Source organism: Burkholderia stabilis (assembly GCF_001742165.1).
GTDB lineage: Bacteria > Pseudomonadota > Gammaproteobacteria > Burkholderiales > Burkholderiaceae > Burkholderia > Burkholderia stabilis.
On record NZ_CP016443.1, the window covers coordinates 279,437 to 296,442 of the forward strand.

The 17,006-nt window shown below is 69.3% G+C and carries 16 protein-coding genes and 1 pseudogene; 11 read left to right on the plus strand and 6 right to left on the minus strand.

Going from position 1 to position 17,006, the window contains the following annotated elements; genetic code table 11:
- Positions 1 to 40 precede the first annotated feature (40 nt).
- The 7 genes from BBJ41_RS19350 to BBJ41_RS19380 all read left to right on the plus strand — a co-directional run bounded on the left by BBJ41_RS19350 (position 41) and on the right by BBJ41_RS19380 (position 5,369).
- Complete coding sequence (locus tag BBJ41_RS19350; protein WP_069747967.1) at positions 41 to 739, plus strand: fumarylacetoacetate hydrolase family protein; 699 nt, start codon at positions 41 to 43, stop codon at positions 737 to 739.
- Positions 740 to 764: 25 nt separating this feature from the next.
- Positions 765 to 1,406: a maleylacetoacetate isomerase gene (gene maiA, locus BBJ41_RS19355; protein WP_069747968.1), complete on the plus strand. Its 642-nt coding sequence runs from the start codon at positions 765 to 767 to the stop codon at positions 1,404 to 1,406.
- Between the two features lie 18 nt (positions 1,407 to 1,424).
- Positions 1,425 to 2,633 (plus strand): 3-hydroxybenzoate 6-monooxygenase, encoded by a 1,209-nt coding sequence (locus BBJ41_RS19360; protein ID WP_069747969.1) that lies wholly within the window; start codon positions 1,425 to 1,427, stop codon positions 2,631 to 2,633.
- A gap of 79 nt (positions 2,634 to 2,712) precedes the next feature.
- Positions 2,713 to 4,074, plus strand: a complete 1,362-nt coding sequence (locus BBJ41_RS19365; RefSeq protein ID WP_069747970.1) for an MFS transporter — start codon at positions 2,713 to 2,715, stop codon at positions 4,072 to 4,074.
- Positions 4,075 to 4,170: 96 nt separating this feature from the next.
- Entirely contained in the window at positions 4,171 to 4,521 is a 351-nt protein-coding gene (locus BBJ41_RS19370; RefSeq protein ID WP_069747971.1) for an ArsR/SmtB family transcription factor, read from the plus strand.
- On the plus strand, positions 4,511 to 4,945 hold the full coding sequence (locus BBJ41_RS19375; RefSeq protein WP_069747972.1) for a YeeE/YedE family protein: 435 nt from the start codon (positions 4,511 to 4,513) through the stop codon (positions 4,943 to 4,945). Before BBJ41_RS19370 ends, BBJ41_RS19375 begins: the two co-directional genes overlap by 11 nt.
- A 1-nt stretch (position 4,946) precedes the next feature.
- A complete protein-coding gene (locus BBJ41_RS19380; RefSeq protein WP_069747973.1) occupies positions 4,947 to 5,369 on the plus strand; it encodes a DUF6691 family protein in 423 nt (140 codons plus the stop codon).
- 137 nt (positions 5,370 to 5,506) lie between these two features.
- On the opposite strand, the gene BBJ41_RS19385 is transcribed toward BBJ41_RS19380, so the two are convergent.
- Complete coding sequence (locus BBJ41_RS19385; RefSeq protein ID WP_069747974.1) at positions 5,507 to 5,857, minus strand: hypothetical protein; 351 nt, start codon at positions 5,855 to 5,857, stop codon at positions 5,507 to 5,509.
- Between the two features lie 194 nt (positions 5,858 to 6,051).
- On the opposite strand from BBJ41_RS19385, the pseudogene BBJ41_RS19390 reads away from it, so the two are divergent.
- Positions 6,052 to 7,541 (plus strand): annotated as a pseudogene (locus tag BBJ41_RS19390) (aminotransferase-like domain-containing protein).
- An 84-nt stretch (positions 7,542 to 7,625) separates the two neighbouring features.
- Here the strand turns inward: BBJ41_RS19390 and BBJ41_RS19395 are convergent.
- The 3 genes from BBJ41_RS19395 to BBJ41_RS19405 all read right to left on the minus strand — a co-directional run bounded on the left by BBJ41_RS19395 (position 7,626) and on the right by BBJ41_RS19405 (position 10,859).
- A complete protein-coding gene (locus BBJ41_RS19395) occupies positions 7,626 to 7,901 on the minus strand; it encodes a CppA family protein (protein ID WP_069747975.1) in 276 nt (91 codons plus the stop codon).
- 97 nt (positions 7,902 to 7,998) lie between these two features.
- The gene (locus tag BBJ41_RS19400; RefSeq protein WP_236872154.1) at positions 7,999 to 9,321 is read right to left on the minus strand and encodes a cytochrome-c peroxidase; all 1,323 of its coding nucleotides are present in this window, start codon (positions 9,319 to 9,321) and stop codon (positions 7,999 to 8,001) included.
- A gap of 74 nt (positions 9,322 to 9,395) precedes the next feature.
- The gene (locus BBJ41_RS19405) at positions 9,396 to 10,859 is read right to left on the minus strand and encodes a metallophosphoesterase family protein (protein WP_069747977.1); all 1,464 of its coding nucleotides are present in this window, start codon (positions 10,857 to 10,859) and stop codon (positions 9,396 to 9,398) included.
- Positions 10,860 to 11,045: 186 nt separating this feature from the next.
- On the opposite strand from BBJ41_RS19405, the gene BBJ41_RS19410 reads away from it, so the two are divergent.
- Positions 11,046 to 11,894, plus strand: coding sequence for a class I SAM-dependent methyltransferase (locus BBJ41_RS19410; RefSeq protein ID WP_069747978.1), 849 nt, complete (start codon positions 11,046 to 11,048; stop codon positions 11,892 to 11,894).
- A gap of 104 nt (positions 11,895 to 11,998) precedes the next feature.
- Here BBJ41_RS19410 and BBJ41_RS19415 read toward each other — a convergent pair whose 3' ends face one another.
- Entirely contained in the window at positions 11,999 to 12,310 is a 312-nt protein-coding gene (locus BBJ41_RS19415) for a hypothetical protein (RefSeq protein ID WP_069747979.1), read from the minus strand.
- Positions 12,311 to 12,383: 73 nt separating this feature from the next.
- Positions 12,384 to 14,405: a BCCT family transporter gene (locus BBJ41_RS19420; RefSeq protein ID WP_069747980.1), complete on the minus strand. Its 2,022-nt coding sequence runs from the start codon at positions 14,403 to 14,405 to the stop codon at positions 12,384 to 12,386.
- 654 nt (positions 14,406 to 15,059) lie between these two features.
- Here BBJ41_RS19420 and BBJ41_RS19425 point away from each other — a divergent pair.
- Positions 15,060 to 16,004, plus strand: coding sequence for a MurR/RpiR family transcriptional regulator (locus BBJ41_RS19425; RefSeq protein WP_069747981.1), 945 nt, complete (start codon positions 15,060 to 15,062; stop codon positions 16,002 to 16,004).
- Positions 16,001 to 16,999 (plus strand): isoaspartyl peptidase/L-asparaginase family protein, encoded by a 999-nt coding sequence (locus BBJ41_RS19430; protein ID WP_069747982.1) that lies wholly within the window; start codon positions 16,001 to 16,003, stop codon positions 16,997 to 16,999. Before BBJ41_RS19425 ends, BBJ41_RS19430 begins: the two co-directional genes overlap by 4 nt.
- Positions 17,000 to 17,006 lie beyond the last annotated feature (7 nt).

A 17,006-nucleotide genomic window follows, 5' to 3' on the forward strand; every position in this document is an offset into this window, starting at 1 on the left:
GGCGCGCGTCCCTTCGTTCATGTCTACGCTGGAGCCCCTCATGACTTTCGTTTTCCCGCCCGAAGCCCCGGTGGCGCTGCCCGTCGCCGGCAGCGATGCCCGATTTGCCGTGCGCCGCGTCTATTGCGTCGGCCGCAACTACGCGGCCCATGCCCGCGAAATGGGCTTCGATCCCGATCGCGAGCCCCCGTTCTTCTTCTGCAAGCCGGCCGATTCGATCGTGCCGGTGGCGTACGGCGAAACGCTCGATCTCGCCTATCCGTCGCAGACGCAGAACTATCACTACGAAGCCGAACTCGTCGCGGTGATCGGCAAGGGCGGCGCGGACATCCCGCTCGAGCGCGCGCTCGAACACGTGTGGGGCTATGCGGTCGGCCTCGACATGACGCGCCGCGACCTGCAGATGAAGATGCGCGAGATGGGCCGGCCGTGGGAGATCGGCAAGGCGTTCGACCGCTCCGCGCCGATCGGGCCCGTGCATCCGGCGAGCGAAGTCGGTCATTTCGAGCAGGGCGGGCTGTGGCTGACCGTCAACGGCGCGACGAAGCAGAAGAGCGACGTGTCGCACCTGATCTGGTCGGTCGCGGAGACGATCGCCGACCTGTCGAAGTTCTTCCGCCTCGAACCGGGCGACGTGATCTTTACCGGCACGCCCGAGGGTGTCGGCGCGGTGGTCGCGGGCGATGTGATGAAGGTCGGCGTCGAGCGGCTCGGCGAACTGACCGTGCGCGTGGTCTGACGCGCTTTCCCAGAAAGGTCACATCGTGCAACTGCATAGCTTCTTCAACAGTTCGACGTCCTACCGGGTGCGCATCGCGCTCGCGCTGAAAGGGCTGTCTTACGACACGCTGCCCGTGAACATCCGCACCGGCGAGCATCGCGACGCCGACTACGTCGCGCAGGTGAACCCGTCGGCGGCGGTGCCGGCGCTGGTCGACGGCGATTTCCGTCTCGGCCAGTCGCTCGCGATTCTCGATTACCTCGACCAGATTCAGCCAGCGCCTCGGCTGATTCCGCTCGAGCCGCATCGTCGCGCCCGCGTGCTGGAGCTGGCGTCGGCGATCGCGTGCGACATCCATCCCGTCAACAACCTGCGCGTGCTGCGCTATCTCGACGTCGAGCTGAAGGTCACGCCGCAACAGAAGACCGCGTGGTACCGGCACTGGATCGCGGAGGGGATGGCCGCCGTCGAGCGGCTGCTCGACCGCACGGACGAGGGGCCCTGGTGCTTCGGCGACGCCCCGACGCTGGCCGACGTGTGTCTCGTGCCGCAGGTCGCGAACGCATTGCGGATGGACTGCGATCTGAGCGCGTATCCGCGCTGCCTCGCGATCTATGAACACGCGCGGCGCGAGCCGGCTTTCGACGCTGCGCAACCGCAGCGGCAACCGGATTACGTCGCGTAACACGAAGCAGGAGACAACATGGACGAGACAAACAACCACGGCCGGCGCGTACTCGTGATCGGCGGCGGGATCGGCGGGCTGGCGGCGGCGCTTGCACTCGCGCGCCAGGGCATTCGCGTGAAGCTGCTCGAGCAGGCTGCCGAGATCGGCGAGATCGGTGCGGGAATCCAGCTCGCCGCGAACGCGTTCAACGCGCTCGACGCGCTGGGTGTCGGCGAAGCCGCGCGCGGCCGCGCGGTGTTCACCGACCGGCTGCAGCTGATGGACGCGGTCGATGCGCGCGAGGTCGTGCGGATCGACACGGGTGCCGCGTATCGCGAACGCTTCGGCAATCCGTATGCGGTGATCCATCGCGCGGACATTCATCTGTCGATCTACGAGGCGGTCAAGGACCATCCGCTGATCGAATTCCGGACGAGTACGCAGGTGTGCGGATTCGAGCAGGACGGCAACGGCGTGACCGTGACCGACCAGCACGGCGAACGCCATCGTGCCGAGGCGGTGATCGGCTGCGACGGCGTGAAGTCCGTGATCCGTCAGGCGCTGATCGGCGACGCGCATCGCGTGACGGGGCACGTCGTGTATCGCGCGGTGGTCGACACCGACAACATGCCGAAGGATCTGCGGATCAACGCGCCGGTCGTGTGGGCCGGCCCGCATTGCCATCTGGTCCACTATCCGCTGCGCGGCGGACGGCAATACAACCTCGTCGTCACGTTCCACAGCCGCGAGCGGGAGACCTGGGGCGTGCGCGAAGGCAGCAAGGAAGAGGTGCTGTCGTACTTCGACGGCGTGCATCCGTTGCCGAAGCAGATGCTCGACCGGCCGACGTCGTGGAAGCGCTGGGCGACCGCCGATCGCGACCCGGTCGAGCGCTGGAGCGCGGGCCGTGCGACGGTGCTCGGCGACGCCGCGCACCCGATGACGCAATACCTCGCACAGGGCGCATGCCAGGCGCTCGAGGATGCCGTGACGCTCGGCGCCGCCGTCGCGCAGACCGACGGCGATTTCGAGGCCGCGTTCGCGCTGGTCGAGCGCGTGCGGATTCCGCGTACCGCGCGGGTGCTGTATTCGGCGCGCGAAATGGGACGGGTCTATCACGCGAAAGGCGTCGAGCGGGAGGTGCGCAACGGGCTCTGGGTCGGCCGCACGCAGGCGCAGTTCTACGAAGCGCTCGACTGGCTGCACGGCTGGCGCGCGGAGGATTGCCTGAAGCCGGTCGCATAACACGCGCTTTCAACCCGATACCGGCGGCGCGCATTTCAACGATACGACGCGCGACCGCCCTCATGGAGGAGACACCATCATGGCCGATACGCTGTCCATCGACGTCAGCCAATGGATCGACCGGCATCGCGTCGCGCCGTTTCAGATCGCGATCGTCGTACTGTGCTTTCTGATCGTCGCGATCGACGGTTTCGATACCGCGTCGATCGGTTTCATCGCGCCCGTCATCCGCGCGGAGTGGGGCCTGTCGCCCGCGCAACTCGCGCCCGTATTCGGTGCGGGGCTGGCCGGACTGATGGCCGGCGCGCTCGTGTTCGGGCCGTTCGGCGACCGGTTCGGCCGCAAGCGCCTGCTGCTCGCGTGCGTGGCGTGCTTCGGCATCGCGAGCGCCGCGTCGGCGAGCGCGGGCGGCCTGACCGAGCTGATCGCGTGGCGTTTCGTGACCGGGCTCGGGCTCGGCGGCGCGATGCCGAATGCGATCACGCTGACGTCCGAATACTGTCCGGCGCGGCGCCGCTCGCTGCTCGTGACGACGATGTTCTGCGGCTTCACGATCGGCTCCGCGCTCGGCGGGCTCGTGGCCGCATCGCTGATCGAGCAGGACGGCTGGCGCGCGGTGCTCGTCGTCGGCGGTGCGGCGCCGCTGCTGCTCCTGCCGGTGCTCGCGTGGCGGCTGCCGGAGTCGGTGCGTTATCTCGTCAATGCCGGCGCGGCCCCCGGGCGGATCGCGGCGATGCTCGGCCGCATCGCGCCGGACCCGCATCTCGCGCGCGCCTCGTTCGTCGCGCCTGCCGGCAAGCCGGGCGGGTCGCCGCTCGGCCGCCTGTTCGGCGCCGACCTGCTGCGCGGCACGCTGCTGCTGTGGCTCACGTTCTTCATGAGTCTGCTCGTCATCTACCTGCTGTCGAGCTGGCTGCCGACGCTGCTGCGCACGACCGGCGCGACCCTGCAGGCGGCCGCGCGGGTGACCGCGATGTTCCAGGTTGGCGGCACGCTCGGTGCGATCGTCCTCGGCTGGCTGATGGACCGCTTCGACCCGCACCGCGTGCTGGCGTGCAGCTACGCGGCGGCCGGCGTATTCGTCGCGGCGATCGGTGTGTTTGCCGCATCGCCGTGGGGCGCCGCGCTCGCCGTGTTCGCTGCCGGTTTCTGCGTGTCGGGCTCGCAGGTCGGCGCGAACGCGCTGTCGGCCGCGTTCTATCCGACCGAGTGCCGGACCACCGGCGTGAGTTGGGCGAACGGGATCGGTCGCGGCGGATCGGTCGTCGGCTCGATGGCGGGAGGCGCGATGTTGGCGATGGGCGTGCCGCTGACGACCGCGTTTGCCGTCGTCGCGGCGCCGTGCGTGATCGCGGCGATCGCGGTGCTGGCGCTCGGCATGGTCCGCGCAGGTGCGGCGCGTGCGTCGAGCGCCGACGGAATCGCGGGCGAGCAAGCCTGAGCGCAGGAGGGCGCAAGAAGGGGCGACAAGGCTGCAGTGAGTGCCGATATTATATAAATCAATATAATATTGATTATTTAATTGATGCCCGCCCCGATGAACGACGATCTTCCCGCCGGGCTGCCCGAGCCCGCCCAGATGCGCGCCGCCGCCGAATCGGCCTGCGCGCTCCTCAAGGTGCTGTCGAATCCCGACCGGCTGCTGTTGCTGTGCGAACTGTCGCAGGGCGAGCGCTGCGTCAGCGATCTGGAGACGACGCTGGACATCCGCCAGCCGACGCTGTCGCAGCAGCTCGGCGTGTTGCGCGACCACGCGCTGGTCCGTACGCGCCGCGAAGGCAAGAACATCCACTATTCGCTCGACAGTCCGGCCGCGATCGCGGTGATGGGCGTGCTGTACGAACAGTTCTGCGGCCCGGCCGCGAAGGGGAAGCGCCGTGCAGCTTGATACGTTTCACTTCACGCCTTGGCTGTCGCTGGCAGGCGGCGTGCTGATCGGGCTCGCGGCCGCGTGGCTCGTCGCATTCAACGGCAGGATTGCCGGCATCAGCGGCATCGTCGGCGGTCTGTTGACGGCGGGGGCGGGGGAGCGGGACTGGCGCGCCGCATTCGTCGTCGGGCTGATCGCAGCGCCGCTGGTGATGCGTGTCGCCGGAGCCGGTCTCACGCCGCAGGTCGATGCGGGGTGGCCCGAACTGCTGGCGGCCGGCCTGCTGGTCGGCGTCGGCACGCGATATGCGGGCGGATGCACGAGCGGCCACGGCGTTTGCGGGATGTCGCGCGGTGCGCTGCGCTCGGTGGTGGCGACGGCGACTTTCATGGTCGCGGGCTTCGTGACCGTATTCGTGCGGCGGCACGTGCTGGGAGGCTGACATGCAGGCAGGATTCGCGTTTCTGGCCGGGCTGCTGTTCGGCGTCGGCCTCATCGTGTCGGGCATGGCCAATCCGCAGAAGGTGCTCGGTTTTCTCGACCTGGCGGGCCGCTGGGACCCGTCGCTCGCGTTCGTGATGGCCGGCGCGACGGGCGTCGCCGTGTTCGCGTTCGCATGGGCGAAGCGCCGCACGCGGTCGTGGCTCGGCTTGCCGATGCAGTTGCCGGCCTTGCGCGCGATCACCGTGCGCCTCGTCGCCGGAAGTGCCGTGTTCGGCATCGGCTGGGGGCTGGCCGGGTTCTGCCCGGGGCCCGCGATCGTGTCGATCGGCCTCGGGTCGGCCAAGGGAATCGTGTTCGTCGTCGCGATGCTGGTCGGGATGGCTGCGTTCGAGTGGATCGAACGTCGCAAGGGCGCGGGGTGACGAGGCCGTTGTTGCGGGCCGGGCCGGCTGCAGGGGGCGAGCGGGTCGATCGACATGAGCACGGCTGGATCGGATCGCCCACCGCTGGATGATGCGATAGCGCCCCGACGCTTCACGCGGCGCGGCGAGTCGCGATGTCAGGAGTGCTCGCGCACGTGATGGCCGCCGCGCACCCGCCCGGACAGCCGGCGCAGAATTGCTCGCCACGCCGCGAACATGCCGGGACGGCCGGCAGGCGCCACGATCGTCGTGCTGACCGCGCCGGGGCCATCGGCCGACAGCGCCGCGTGACCGGCCGTCTCGAGCATCAGGCATTCGCCTTCGTCGAGCACGCGGCGGACGTACCGCGGCGCGTCGGGCAGCCAGTCGAGCCCGCCATGACGCAGTGTGACCGCGAGCGCGCCGTCCAGCACGATCACCTGGCTGCCCTTGTCGAACCACGCAAAGTGGCTTTGCCCGGCGTCGAGCCGGATGTGTTGCGTGCGCATGGCGATTCCTTTTCCCGGTTGCGCGGCCTCGCGACGGCGAGGCGACAGCGTGCAATCAGGTTAGGGAACCCGGGGCGGGCACGACAGATTCAGGGGATGGGAATCTGTTGCGGTGCAGGCGACGATTTTGCGTCGCTGTATCGGCAGGTTTTCCCCGAATCTGTATCTGGCGGGCCTTCTGCTGCGCGGGCACGATGGCCCGCATGACACCTCTCACCGACGCATCCCGCTCGCCGTTGCCGATGAACGGCGAACCGCTTTACGAGCGGCTCGCCGAGCATTACCGCCGCATCATCGCGGCCGGCACGCTGTCGCCCGGCGACCGGATGCCGTCGGTGCGTGCGTTCATGGCGCAGCACGGCGTGAGCCTGTCGACCGCGATCCAGGCGTTCCGGCGGCTCGAGGATACGGGCTGGTGCGAGGCGAAGCCGCGCTCGGGCTACTTCGTGCGGCGCCGCGCGTCGGCCGCGCTCGAAACGCTGCCGGAGAGCGACGGGCCGCCGCTGAGCGTCGAGCCGCCGTTCGCGGGCCTGCACGAACGCGTGTCGCGCGTGATTGACCGCGCGAACGCGGCGACCGATGCGTTGAACCTCGGCGGCGCCTCCGCGCTGGCCGCGCTGTATCCGACCGAGCGCCTGCAGGCGCTGGCGATCCGGCTGCTGCGCCGCAAGCCGACGCTGCTGACCGATGCGGGGCCCGTCGGCGGCTCGCCCGAATTCCGGCAGACGATGGCCAAGCGCGCGCTGTCGTACGGCGTAACGGTATCGCCGGACGACGTGATGTCGACGAGCGGCGGTGTCGACGCGGTGAATCTCGCACTGCGTGCGGTCGCGCGCCCCGGCGACACGATCGCGATCGAATCGCCGGCTTTCTTCGGCCTGATCCAGTTGCTCGAAAGCCTCGGCCTGCGCGCGCTCGAAATCCCGGCCAGCCCGACGACCGGCCTGTCGATCGAGGCGCTCGAAGTGGCGCTGACCGCGTACCCGGACATTCGCGCCGTGGTGGTCGTGCCGAACCTGCAGAACCCGCTCGGCTGCGTGATGCCCGACGAGCGCAAGGCCGCGCTGGTCGCGCTGTGCGCGCGCCACGGCGTGGCCGTGATCGAGGACGAGCCGTATCGCGAGCTCGTCGAGGCGCCGCAGACGGTAAAGCCGGTCAAGGCTTGGGACCGCGACGGCACGGTGATCTATTGCCCGTCGTTCAACAAGGTGCTGGCCCCGGGATGCGGCTCGGCTGGATGAGCGCGGGGCGTTGGCATGCGCGCGTGAAGATGCTGAAGTTCGCGCACAGCCGGCACAACGCAGCGTTGCTGCAGGCCGTGGCGGCGGAATTCGTCGGCTCGGGCGCATTCGACCGCCATCTGCACCGGTTCCGCGAACAGTTGCGTGTGCAGCGCGACGTGACGATCGACGCGATCGCGCGCCATTTCCCGGCCGGCACCCGGATGAACCAGCCGCCGGGCGGGATGCTGCTGTGGATCGCCTTGCCGGACGGCGTGCGCTCCGATGCGCTGTTCGACGCGGCGCTGGCGCACGGGGTAAAGATCGCACCCGGCTCGATTTTCTCGAATTCCGACCGCTTCGACGGCTATATCCGGCTCGCCTGCACGCGTGTGTCCGATGCGGCGCACGAGGCGGCTTTCGAAACGCTCGGCCGCCTCGTCCGCGAGGCAGCCGCCGCATAAGCGCGGCTGTAGCCGCCGCAGCGCTCGCGCATGCGTGACCGGCTTGGCCGGCTGCGCCACTGCGGCCGCGATGCCGCCGCCATTTCAGCGGCTGGCCGAGTGCGTGGCGAGGTGCTGGCGGATCAACGACAGGTAACGATCGCCGACCGAGAAATCACGTGAGGCGCGCGGCCGTTCGGCCTGGCGCAGCGTGGCCGGCGCGCTCATGCCCAGATACCGGCAGACGGCCGACGGAAACGGCTTGCGTGTATGCCCGAGCTGGCGCGCCGCGCGCTCGACGCGGGCATCGCCCGCTTGGGTACGCAGCCACGCCAGCACTTGGCGATCGGTGTCGTTGACGATACGGACCAGATGTTCCATCGCGCGCCTCACTGTTCATAAATACAGTACTGTAAATATAACCAGTGTTTGCAGCGACCGCAAGCGGGTGCGCATGCGGCTGGCCGTTCGGCCAGGGTCAGCGCGCCGCTGCGGTCGTTCGGCGGTCCGGCGATCCGGTGGCGCGGGCGGTCGCGGGCACGGCGATGCCCGTATAGCGCGCGTCGGTCAGCGTGCCGAGAAACGCGACGATATCGTCGATTTCCGTTTCGGACAGCGCGGGCGGCGTGCCGGGCCGGCGGTTCATCGGCGTCGAGTTGACGTTGATGTTGCCGCGATAGGCGGCCGGCACGTCGTCGAAGGTCTTCGCGCCGTGATACCAGAAGCCGGGATCGGTCGAGCGTGTGTTGTAGAACGCAACCGCGTCGCGCAGCGTCGTGAACACGCCGTTGTGCATGAACGTCTGCTTGACCGCGACGTTGCGCAGCCCCGGCGTGCGCAGGTAGCCGCACCACTGGGTCGGCTCCGGCCAGCGCAGCCGCCGCGCGGTGTCGCACAGCCCGTTGTCGAAATGGCGCGGATCGCGGTTCGCCGGCAGCGCGCGGTTGCGCGGCACGGCGATCGCGTCATAGCCGAAATCGGTGAAGAGCGAGCGCTCCGGGCGGCTCGACGTTTCCGACAGCGTATGGCAGCTCATGCAGTTGCCCTTGTCCGGATTCCGGAACAGCGCGAGGCCGCGCATCTCGGCCGGCGCGAGCGGCTTGCGCGTGCGCAGGAACGCGTCGAAGCGCGACGTGAAGGGCGCCATCTCGTCGCTTTGCAGATAGGCCTCGATGGCCGAACCCAGCGCGCGCACCAGTTGCTCGGGATCGCGCCGCACCGGCGCGCCGAAGCGCGCGGCGAGATCGGGCGCGAGTTCGGTCGCATTGACCTTGCGCAGCAGCGCGGCCGGCGACCGGTTGTTCATCTCGTTCGGATCGAACAGCGGCCCGCGGATCTGCTCGGCGAGCGTATCCGCGCGACCGTCGCTGAACAGCCCGCCGAACGGCGAAGGCGCGGGCGCGTCGTCGTCCTGGTAGAAGTGGCGGCGCGGCACGTAGCGTACATAGAGCAGCGACGGCGCATTGCGCTGGCTGAAGCGCCCGTGCCGGCTGCCTTCCGGCACGCCGGGGCCCGCGAGCGATGCCGCCGACAGCGTCGGCGCGAACGCGCGCCCCGCATCGTGGCAGCCCGCGCACGACATGCCGCGCGGCTCGGACAGCCGCGGGTCGAAGAAGATCCGGCGGCCGAGCGCGACGAGCGTCGGGTCGGGCGCGAAGCGCGCGGTGGCCGCGTCGATCTTGCCCGTTACCTGCGGCGTGCCGTTGCCGATCGTGCCGACGACGCGCGACGGCGGCGCGCCGGGAAGCAGGACCGTCTCGAGCGGCGCGGCGTGGGCCGCGAACGCCAGGCCGGCGAGCACGGCCGCGGCAAGCGCGTGCAGCGTTTGCCGGCCGCGCACGAGGCGGCCGGCACATCGAACTTCGTCACTCCTCGTCACGGCGCAATGAACCCCGTCTTGTCGCACGCGAGCGTCGTGCCCGACTGGTTGCACGACGCGAGCAGCTTGCCGGCCGCCGAATACGCATGGAACATCCAGCCCGTCGCCGGCGCTGCGTTGCGCTCCATGATCAGGAAGCCGAAGCTGTTGTTGTGCGACAGCCGCTCGATCACGGCGCCCGGCGCGGGCGTCAGGCCGGCCGGGAACGGGTCGGGCAGTGCGACATCGAGGTTGTCGCCGCCGTTGCCGGACACGATCGTCGCCGGGTGTCCGGACGAGAAATTGATCGCCTGGAAATCGTGCACGTGCCCGTGCAGCGCGACGTGCACGCCGGGCGGGTAGTACGCCTGTGCGTTGAGGCTCGACATCACCGACTGCAGCGCGAGGTTGCCCGGCGCGGGCGTGCTGCCGGCGATCGGCGCGAACGCGAGGATCGGATGATGGTTCGTGAAGATCGTCGTCGTCATGCCGGCCTTCGACGCGAGCGATGCCACCGTCTGGAACTGCTTCTGGTAGACGCGGAATTGCGCGTCGGTCGTCTTGAGCGGATTGCGGCCGACCTTCGCGGTGTCGAACACGATCACCTGCGAGCCGCCGCCGAGCGACACCGCATACGGTTCCGAGTAGTTCGCGTCGTTGTCGTTGGCCGGATCGTCGCACGAGCGCGCGGCCGAATACGGGCGCGGGTCGAGGAAGCGGAACCAGCCCTGGCCCGCGCGCGCGCATTCCTCGTGGTTGCCGCGCACGACGACCCACGGCGCCTTCGCGAGCAACGGTGCGGCCGGGCGGAACAGGTCGGCCTGCCACGTATCCCAGCCATAGCCCCATGGGCTGTCCTTGCAGCCTGCGATGTCGGGCGGGCATGCGTTCTCGCGATAGTGATAGTCGCCGACGTGCAGCACCAGGTCGGGCGACAGCTTCGCGACGCTCGCCGCGATCGTATCGAACGGCCAGACCGTCGCGTCGTTGCACGCCTGCCATGCGTTGTCGGCCTTCTTCATCCGGCAGCCCGTGTCGGCAATGATCGCGATGCGCTGCGGCTGCGCTTTCGGCAGCGGCAGCGTGCGGCCCGCGACGCTCGCCGACTGCGCGTCGGCCGGCAGCGTCGCCTCGCAGACGGATACCGGGAAGCTCGACGGCTTCGAATCGGACGGATCGCTGGCGGTCGGCCGCTGGGCCGCGGTCGCGGTGCCCGCGCGCAGCGTCATGCGCGACAGCTTGCCGTTGACGGTCAGTTGCGGGCACAGCGGATCGCTGGCCGACGCGGGGTTGTAGTTCGTGATGACGCGCGCGATCGCCTGGTTCGCATCGCCGATCTCGACCCATGCGGCCTGGACGTTGACCGACGCACTGGCCGGATCGGCCGGCGTATCGATGTGATTCGAGCACGCGGACAACGCGGCGAGGGCAACAAGCGGGGCGCAGCGCGCGAGCAGTGCGCGCGGGAGGAGTCGTCGCATGGGAGGCACCGTAGGAAAGTCGTCAACGATACGCAGCGTGAATGTAAGAAATGTGAAAAAAACGGCGCATCCGAATACGGGCGGGCGTCGGACAGGGCGGCGGATCGCGGCCGGGGTCTTGACTTCAAGCCGGCTTGAAGAAGCACAGTCCGGTTCATGACCCATGAAGCAGAAAGGAAATCGACGATGGAAACCAAACGTCCGAACGACGCACAGTCTGCGCTGTGGAACGGCCCGTCGGGGCGCGCGTGGGTCGATGCGCAGGTGTCGCTCGACCGGATGTTCACGCCATTCGAAACGCTGCTCGCGGACGCGGCGGCCGCGTCATCCGCGCGCAGCGTGCTCGATGTCGGCTGCGGCACGGGCGCGGTCACGCTCGCGATCGCGCGGCGGCTCGGCGCGAACGCGCAATGCACGGGCATCGATATCTCGTCCTGGATGATCGATGCGGCGCAGGCGCGCGCCGAACGCAGCGGCGTTCACGCCAGCTTCGTGTGCGCGGACGTGCAGACGCATGCGTTCGCGCCCGCGAGCGTCGACTTGATCGTGTCGCGTCTGGGCGTGATGTTCTTCGACGATCCGGTCGGGGCCTTTACGAATCTGCGTCACGCGGCGCGGCCGAATGCGCAGATGCGGTTCGTCGCGTGGCGCGGTATGGACGACAACCCGTTCATGACGACGGCCGAGCGGGCCGCCGCACCGTTGCTGCCGAACCTGCCCGCGCGTCGGCCCGGCGCGCCGGGGCAGTTCGCATTCGGCGACCGGCAGCGGATTGCATCGGTGCTGTCGGACAGCGGCTGGGCCGACATCGCGATCGAGCCGGTCGATCGGGCGTGCGTATTGCCCGAGCCCGCGCTGGACGACTACATCGCGCGGCTGGGGCCGGTCGGGCTTGCGCTGCTGGAGACGGACGACGCGACGAAGCGGCGCGTGGTCGACACGGTGCGCGCCGCGTTCGAGCGTTACGTGCATGGCGCGGAGGTGCGTTTCGACGCGGCGTGCTGGCTCGTGACGGCGCGTGCGCCGTCCGCGTAACGCGTTGCGATAAAAGGCGGATCAGGAAAGGGCCGCCTGCCGGCCGTGCGCGCCGCCGTTCGCGCACGATTCGACAGGGCCGCGTGATGAAGGGAAGGTGCGTGTCAGCGTTTGCGCACGCGCAGCATCAGCCACGCGCAACCCGCCGCAACGAACGCCAGGCCGAGCAGGACGGCTTCGACGCCGAGCGCGAAACCGGGCGGCATCTCCCCGCTGTCCGGCACGGGCGACAGGTTGCCGCCCATCGCGATGGCGCCGCCGGCCAGCAGCACCATGCAGACGATCCAGTAGACCTTGCCGCGCCGTGCCGCGGCACGGATTCGCCACAGCGCGATGCCGGCGCCGCCGAGGTAAAGCACGGCGAGCGTGCCGAGCGCGATGAAGTCGGCGGTGCGATCGTGCAGGAGCCCGTTCATCGTGCGGCTCCGTGTGCGGCGCCGTCCCGCGCGGCAAACCGGCGCGGCGCAGGCGCGGCTGCGGCGTGCGCGTTCATTCGGCCTCCGTCGCGTGCCCCGGTGCGCGGCTCAGCAGATGCGTGCGCGTGTCGGCCGCGAGCGACACGTAGCGTTCGTACTGGCGCAGCACGTCGGCGATCACTTCGTCGCCGCGCAGGTATTCGACGTCGTACCCGAGCCGCCCGTCCTCGAAGAACGTGACGATCCCGTAGACATGCGCGCGCGCCGATTCCGGTTCGGCTGCCTCACGTACCAGGAACGCAGCCGCGGATTTCACCGTCACGCGCACGCCGTACACGAAATCGCGGTGTTCGGCGGTCGGCACGGTGAGCCGCACCGCGTCGTCGCTGTCGCGCTGCACGTGCGCATCGACACCGCTCGCGCGCAGCTCGTCGGCGACCTTGCGCAGCGCGGGCTCGATCGTCTCGACGACGAACTGGCGCGCCTCGGCCTCGGTCGTTTGCCGCAGGATGTGCGTGAGGCGGTGGCGCCAGTGCTGACCGGTCCAGAAGGTCGTCGCAGGCGCGACGTCCTGCGAATAGTGCGCGCGGTCGGCTGCGAGCCCGCGCCACAGCCCGTAGCAGAGCGCGAGCATGATGATGGCGACCGGCAGCGCGGCGATCAGCGTCATCGCCTGCAGCGCGCCGAGCCCGCCCGCGACGAGCAGCACCGCGGCCGTCACGCCGAGCAGCGCGGCCCAGAACAGCCGTTGCCATACGGGAGAATGCTCGTTGCCGCGTGTCGCGATTTGGTCGATCACGAACGCGCCCGAATCGGCGGACGTGACGAAGAACACCGCAATCAGCACGATCGCGGCGATCGACAGCGATTGCGACAGCGGCAGGAAATCGAAGAAGCGGAACAGCAGCGCGTCGACATTGGTGGCGTTCTGCGCGAGCGCGCCGGCCGCGCCGTGCGTATCGAGCCAGATCGCGCTGTTGCCGAACACGGTCATCCACACGAGGTTGAACGCGGTCGGCACGAGCAGCACGCCGATCACGAACTGACGGATCGTGCGGCCGCGCGAGATGCGCGCGATGAACATGCCGACGAACGGCGACCACGACACCCACCACGCCCAGTAGAGGATCGTCCAGCCGCCGAACCAGCCTTCCTCGCGAGGCGGCGCATACGCGTACGTGCGGAACGACAGGGCGACGAGGCTCGACAGGTACTGGCCGATGTTGTCGCCGAGCGCGCGGAACAGGAACAGCGTCGGGCCCGCGACGACCACGAACGCGAGCAGCAGGAACGCCAGCAGCAGGTTCAGCTCGGACAGCCGCCGCACGCCCTTGTCGAGGCCGGTCGCGGCCGACACGCCCGCGAGGATCACGACGACCGCGACGAGCCCGATGCGGAACACGTTGCTGCCCGTGTCCCAGCCGGCCACCGTATGCAGGCCCGCGCTCAACTGCATCACGCCGTAGCCGAGCGTCGTCGCGATGCCGGCGACCGTGCCGACCAGCGCGAACGCGTCGACCGTGTGGCCGATCCAGCCGTTGATGCGTTCGCGCAGCACCGGGTACAGCCCGGAGCGCAGCGTCAGCGGCAGGTTGTAGCGAAAGCCGAAGTACGCGAGCACGAGCCCCATCAGCCCGTAGATCGCCCACGCATGGAAACCCCAGTGGAAGAAGGTCATCAGCATCGCTTCGCGCGCGGCGGCGGGCGTGCCGGGGTCGACGGTCGGCGGTTTCAGGAAATGCTGCATCGGCTCGCCGACGCCGAAGTACATGAGGCCGATGCCCATGCCGGCCGCGAACAGCATCGCCGTCCACGACACGAAGCTGAATTCGGGTTCGGCGTCGTCGGGGCCGAGCCGGATGTTGCCGAAATCGCTCGCGGCGATCAGCACGAGAAACACGAGGAACCCGGTGACGGCGAGCACGTAGAACCAGTCGAAGCGCGCGATGACCCATTGCTGGCCGGCGGCGAACAGCGCGCCGGCTTCGCTCGGGAGCAGCGCGCACACGACGAGCAGTGCGCCGATGACTGCGAGCGCGGGCAGGACGACCTGCGGCTTGAATGTCGTGCGGGGGGAGGGACGGGACTCTGGCATGGCGGGCATCCAGTTGTGGGCGCAACGAGGCGCAACGCCGCCCGGCGCACAGGTTGCGCGTCGGACCCTGATACGGCGTGCGTCGAGTGTACCGCGGTGTCAGGACTGCAAGAAGGGATATGCAGAAGGGATAAACCTGACGAATTGTAAGGGATGGAGACGGTCGGGAAAACCCGTATGGCTCACGCGACGCCCGATCAGGCGAGCGGCAGGTCGAACCTGCTGCGCGGGATACGGCCGCAGGCCATCGGTCGCGACGCGTTTGCGCGACAGGGAAACCGCTCGGCGACGGCCTTCATTCCAGGCGTCATCGCAGCGACCCCGAACCGCCCGGAAAGGCCGCGCGAATGCTGTCCGAATGCCGCTGCGCCGGGCGATCACGAACACGTGCTTCAGCGCGGGAGCGTGCGTCGCGCCGCAATGCCGCATCTGCATTCGAGCGAACGGGCTCGGGGTTTTCCCGATAAGCGGGTGACAGAGAAGCGGGGGACGCGCATCGTGATCTCGTGCCGAACACCCGTGCGGCGGGGCTGAGCGATGGGCAGACGGTCCACCGGCACCGGATGCGGCGCGACAACCTTCATGAAAGTTTATTTTTTTCTCGTTCGCAGATTGTGTAAATTCATTTTCATCTACCTTGCAACAACCATTCGCATGACGCCTCTCGTTCCGCACGACGCCAGCCACGACGAACCCGCCATTGCCGAGCGGATCGCGTCGGCCATGCCGTTGATGACGCCGATCCATCGGCGCATGGGCGAGTTCGTGCTCGCGAATCCGTTTCGCGCGGCGACGATGCGCATCGACGAACTCGCCCAGGCCGTCAATGCGTCGATCGCGACCGCGAACCGCTTCGCGAAGGCGCTGGGTTTCGACGGCTATCCGGCGATGCGCGCGGCGCTCGTGCGCGGCTTCGAGGCGACGCTCGGGCCGGTCGAGCGGCTGCGTTCGGCGCAGGAGCAGGAGCCGGGCGTGCGCGGCGCCGTGTGGATCGACGCGGTGTTCGACCAGGCCGTCGCCAACATCGAGAACACGCGTGCGCAACTGGACGCGGCCGACGTCGAGGCCGCGGTCGAGGCGATCGTCGGCGCGCGGCGCGTGCTGATCCTCGGCGCGGGGTCGAGCGCGTTTCTCACCGGGCTGATGGAGCACGGGCTGTCCGTGTGCCATGACAACGTGCAGTCGCTCGCGTTGCTCGGCGGCCCTTCGCACGCGGCGCGGCGCCTGTATACGGCCGATTCCCGCGATCTCGTGATCGCACTCGCGTTCCCGCGCTACGTGAAGGACACGATCGAGCTGGCCCGCCGCGCGGCGGCGCGCGGCGCGCGCGTGCTCGGCATCTCCGACGGCCCGCAATCGCCGCTTGCGCCGGTCGCGTCGCTGAACCTGTACGTCAAGGCCGAACGGCGCTTCGCGGCCACGTCGGAAGCGGCCGTGCTGACGATGATCGAGGCGCTGATCGACGCGGTCGCGCTGCGCACGCACCGTTCCGCGAAGTCCGCCGCCGAGATGACCGAATTCCTGCTGCCGTGGCTCGTGCAGCCGCAAGCGGCGCTGTCCGCCGCCAACCCTTCTTCCCCTCGTCCGAAAAAATCATGACTTCTTCCGCGATCGTCGCGATTCACGGCGGCGCAGGCACGATCCTGCGCGATGCGATGGACACCGACACCGAACGCCAGTACCGCGCCGAACTGACCGCGATCCTGCAGGCCGCGCAGCAGGTGCTGGCCGACGGCGGCAGCGCGCTCGACGCCGTGACCGTCGCGGTGCGGATGCTCGAAGACTGTCCGCTGTTCAACGCCGGGCGCGGCGCCGTGTATACGGCCGAAGGCAGGCACGAACTCGACGCGGCGGTCATGGACGGCGCGACGCTCGGCGCTGGCGCGATCTGCTGCGCGACGCGCGTGCGCAATCCGGTGCTGGCCGCGCGGCGCGTGATGGAGGCGAGCGAACACGTGCTGTTCGCCGGCGCGGGCGCCGACGCGTTCGCTGCCGCGCAGGGGCTCGAGCTCGCGGAGCCCGGCTACTTCGACACCGAAACGCGTCACGCGCAGTGGGTCAAGGCGCGCGCGGCGGCCGGCACGATGCTCGACCACGATGCGGCGGCGTTCGCGTTCGGCAAATCGCAAGCGCAATCGCAGCCGGCCGAACCGCTCGATCCGGACCGCAAGCACGGCACGGTCGGCGCGGTCGCGTGCGACCTGCACGGCCATGTCGCGGCGGCGACGTCGACGGGCGGCATCACGAACAAGCAGCCGGGGCGTGTCGGCGATTCGCCGATCATCGGCGCGGGCTGCTATGCGGACGACGCGACCTGCGCGGTATCCGCGACGGGCACCGGCGAGATGTTCATCCGGCTCGCGACCGCGCATGACGTCGCCGCGCAGATCGCCTATCGCGGCGCGTCGCTCGCCGACGCCGCGCACGACGCCGTGATGAACAAGCTGCCTCGCCTGGCGGGCCGCGGCGGGATCATCGCGGTCGACGCGCACGGCAACGTCGCGATGCCGTTCAATACCGAAGGGATGTACCGCGGCTATGCGCGCGTCGGCGAAGCGCCTGTCGTCGGCATTTACCGCGACGATGCGGCCTGATTCCGGA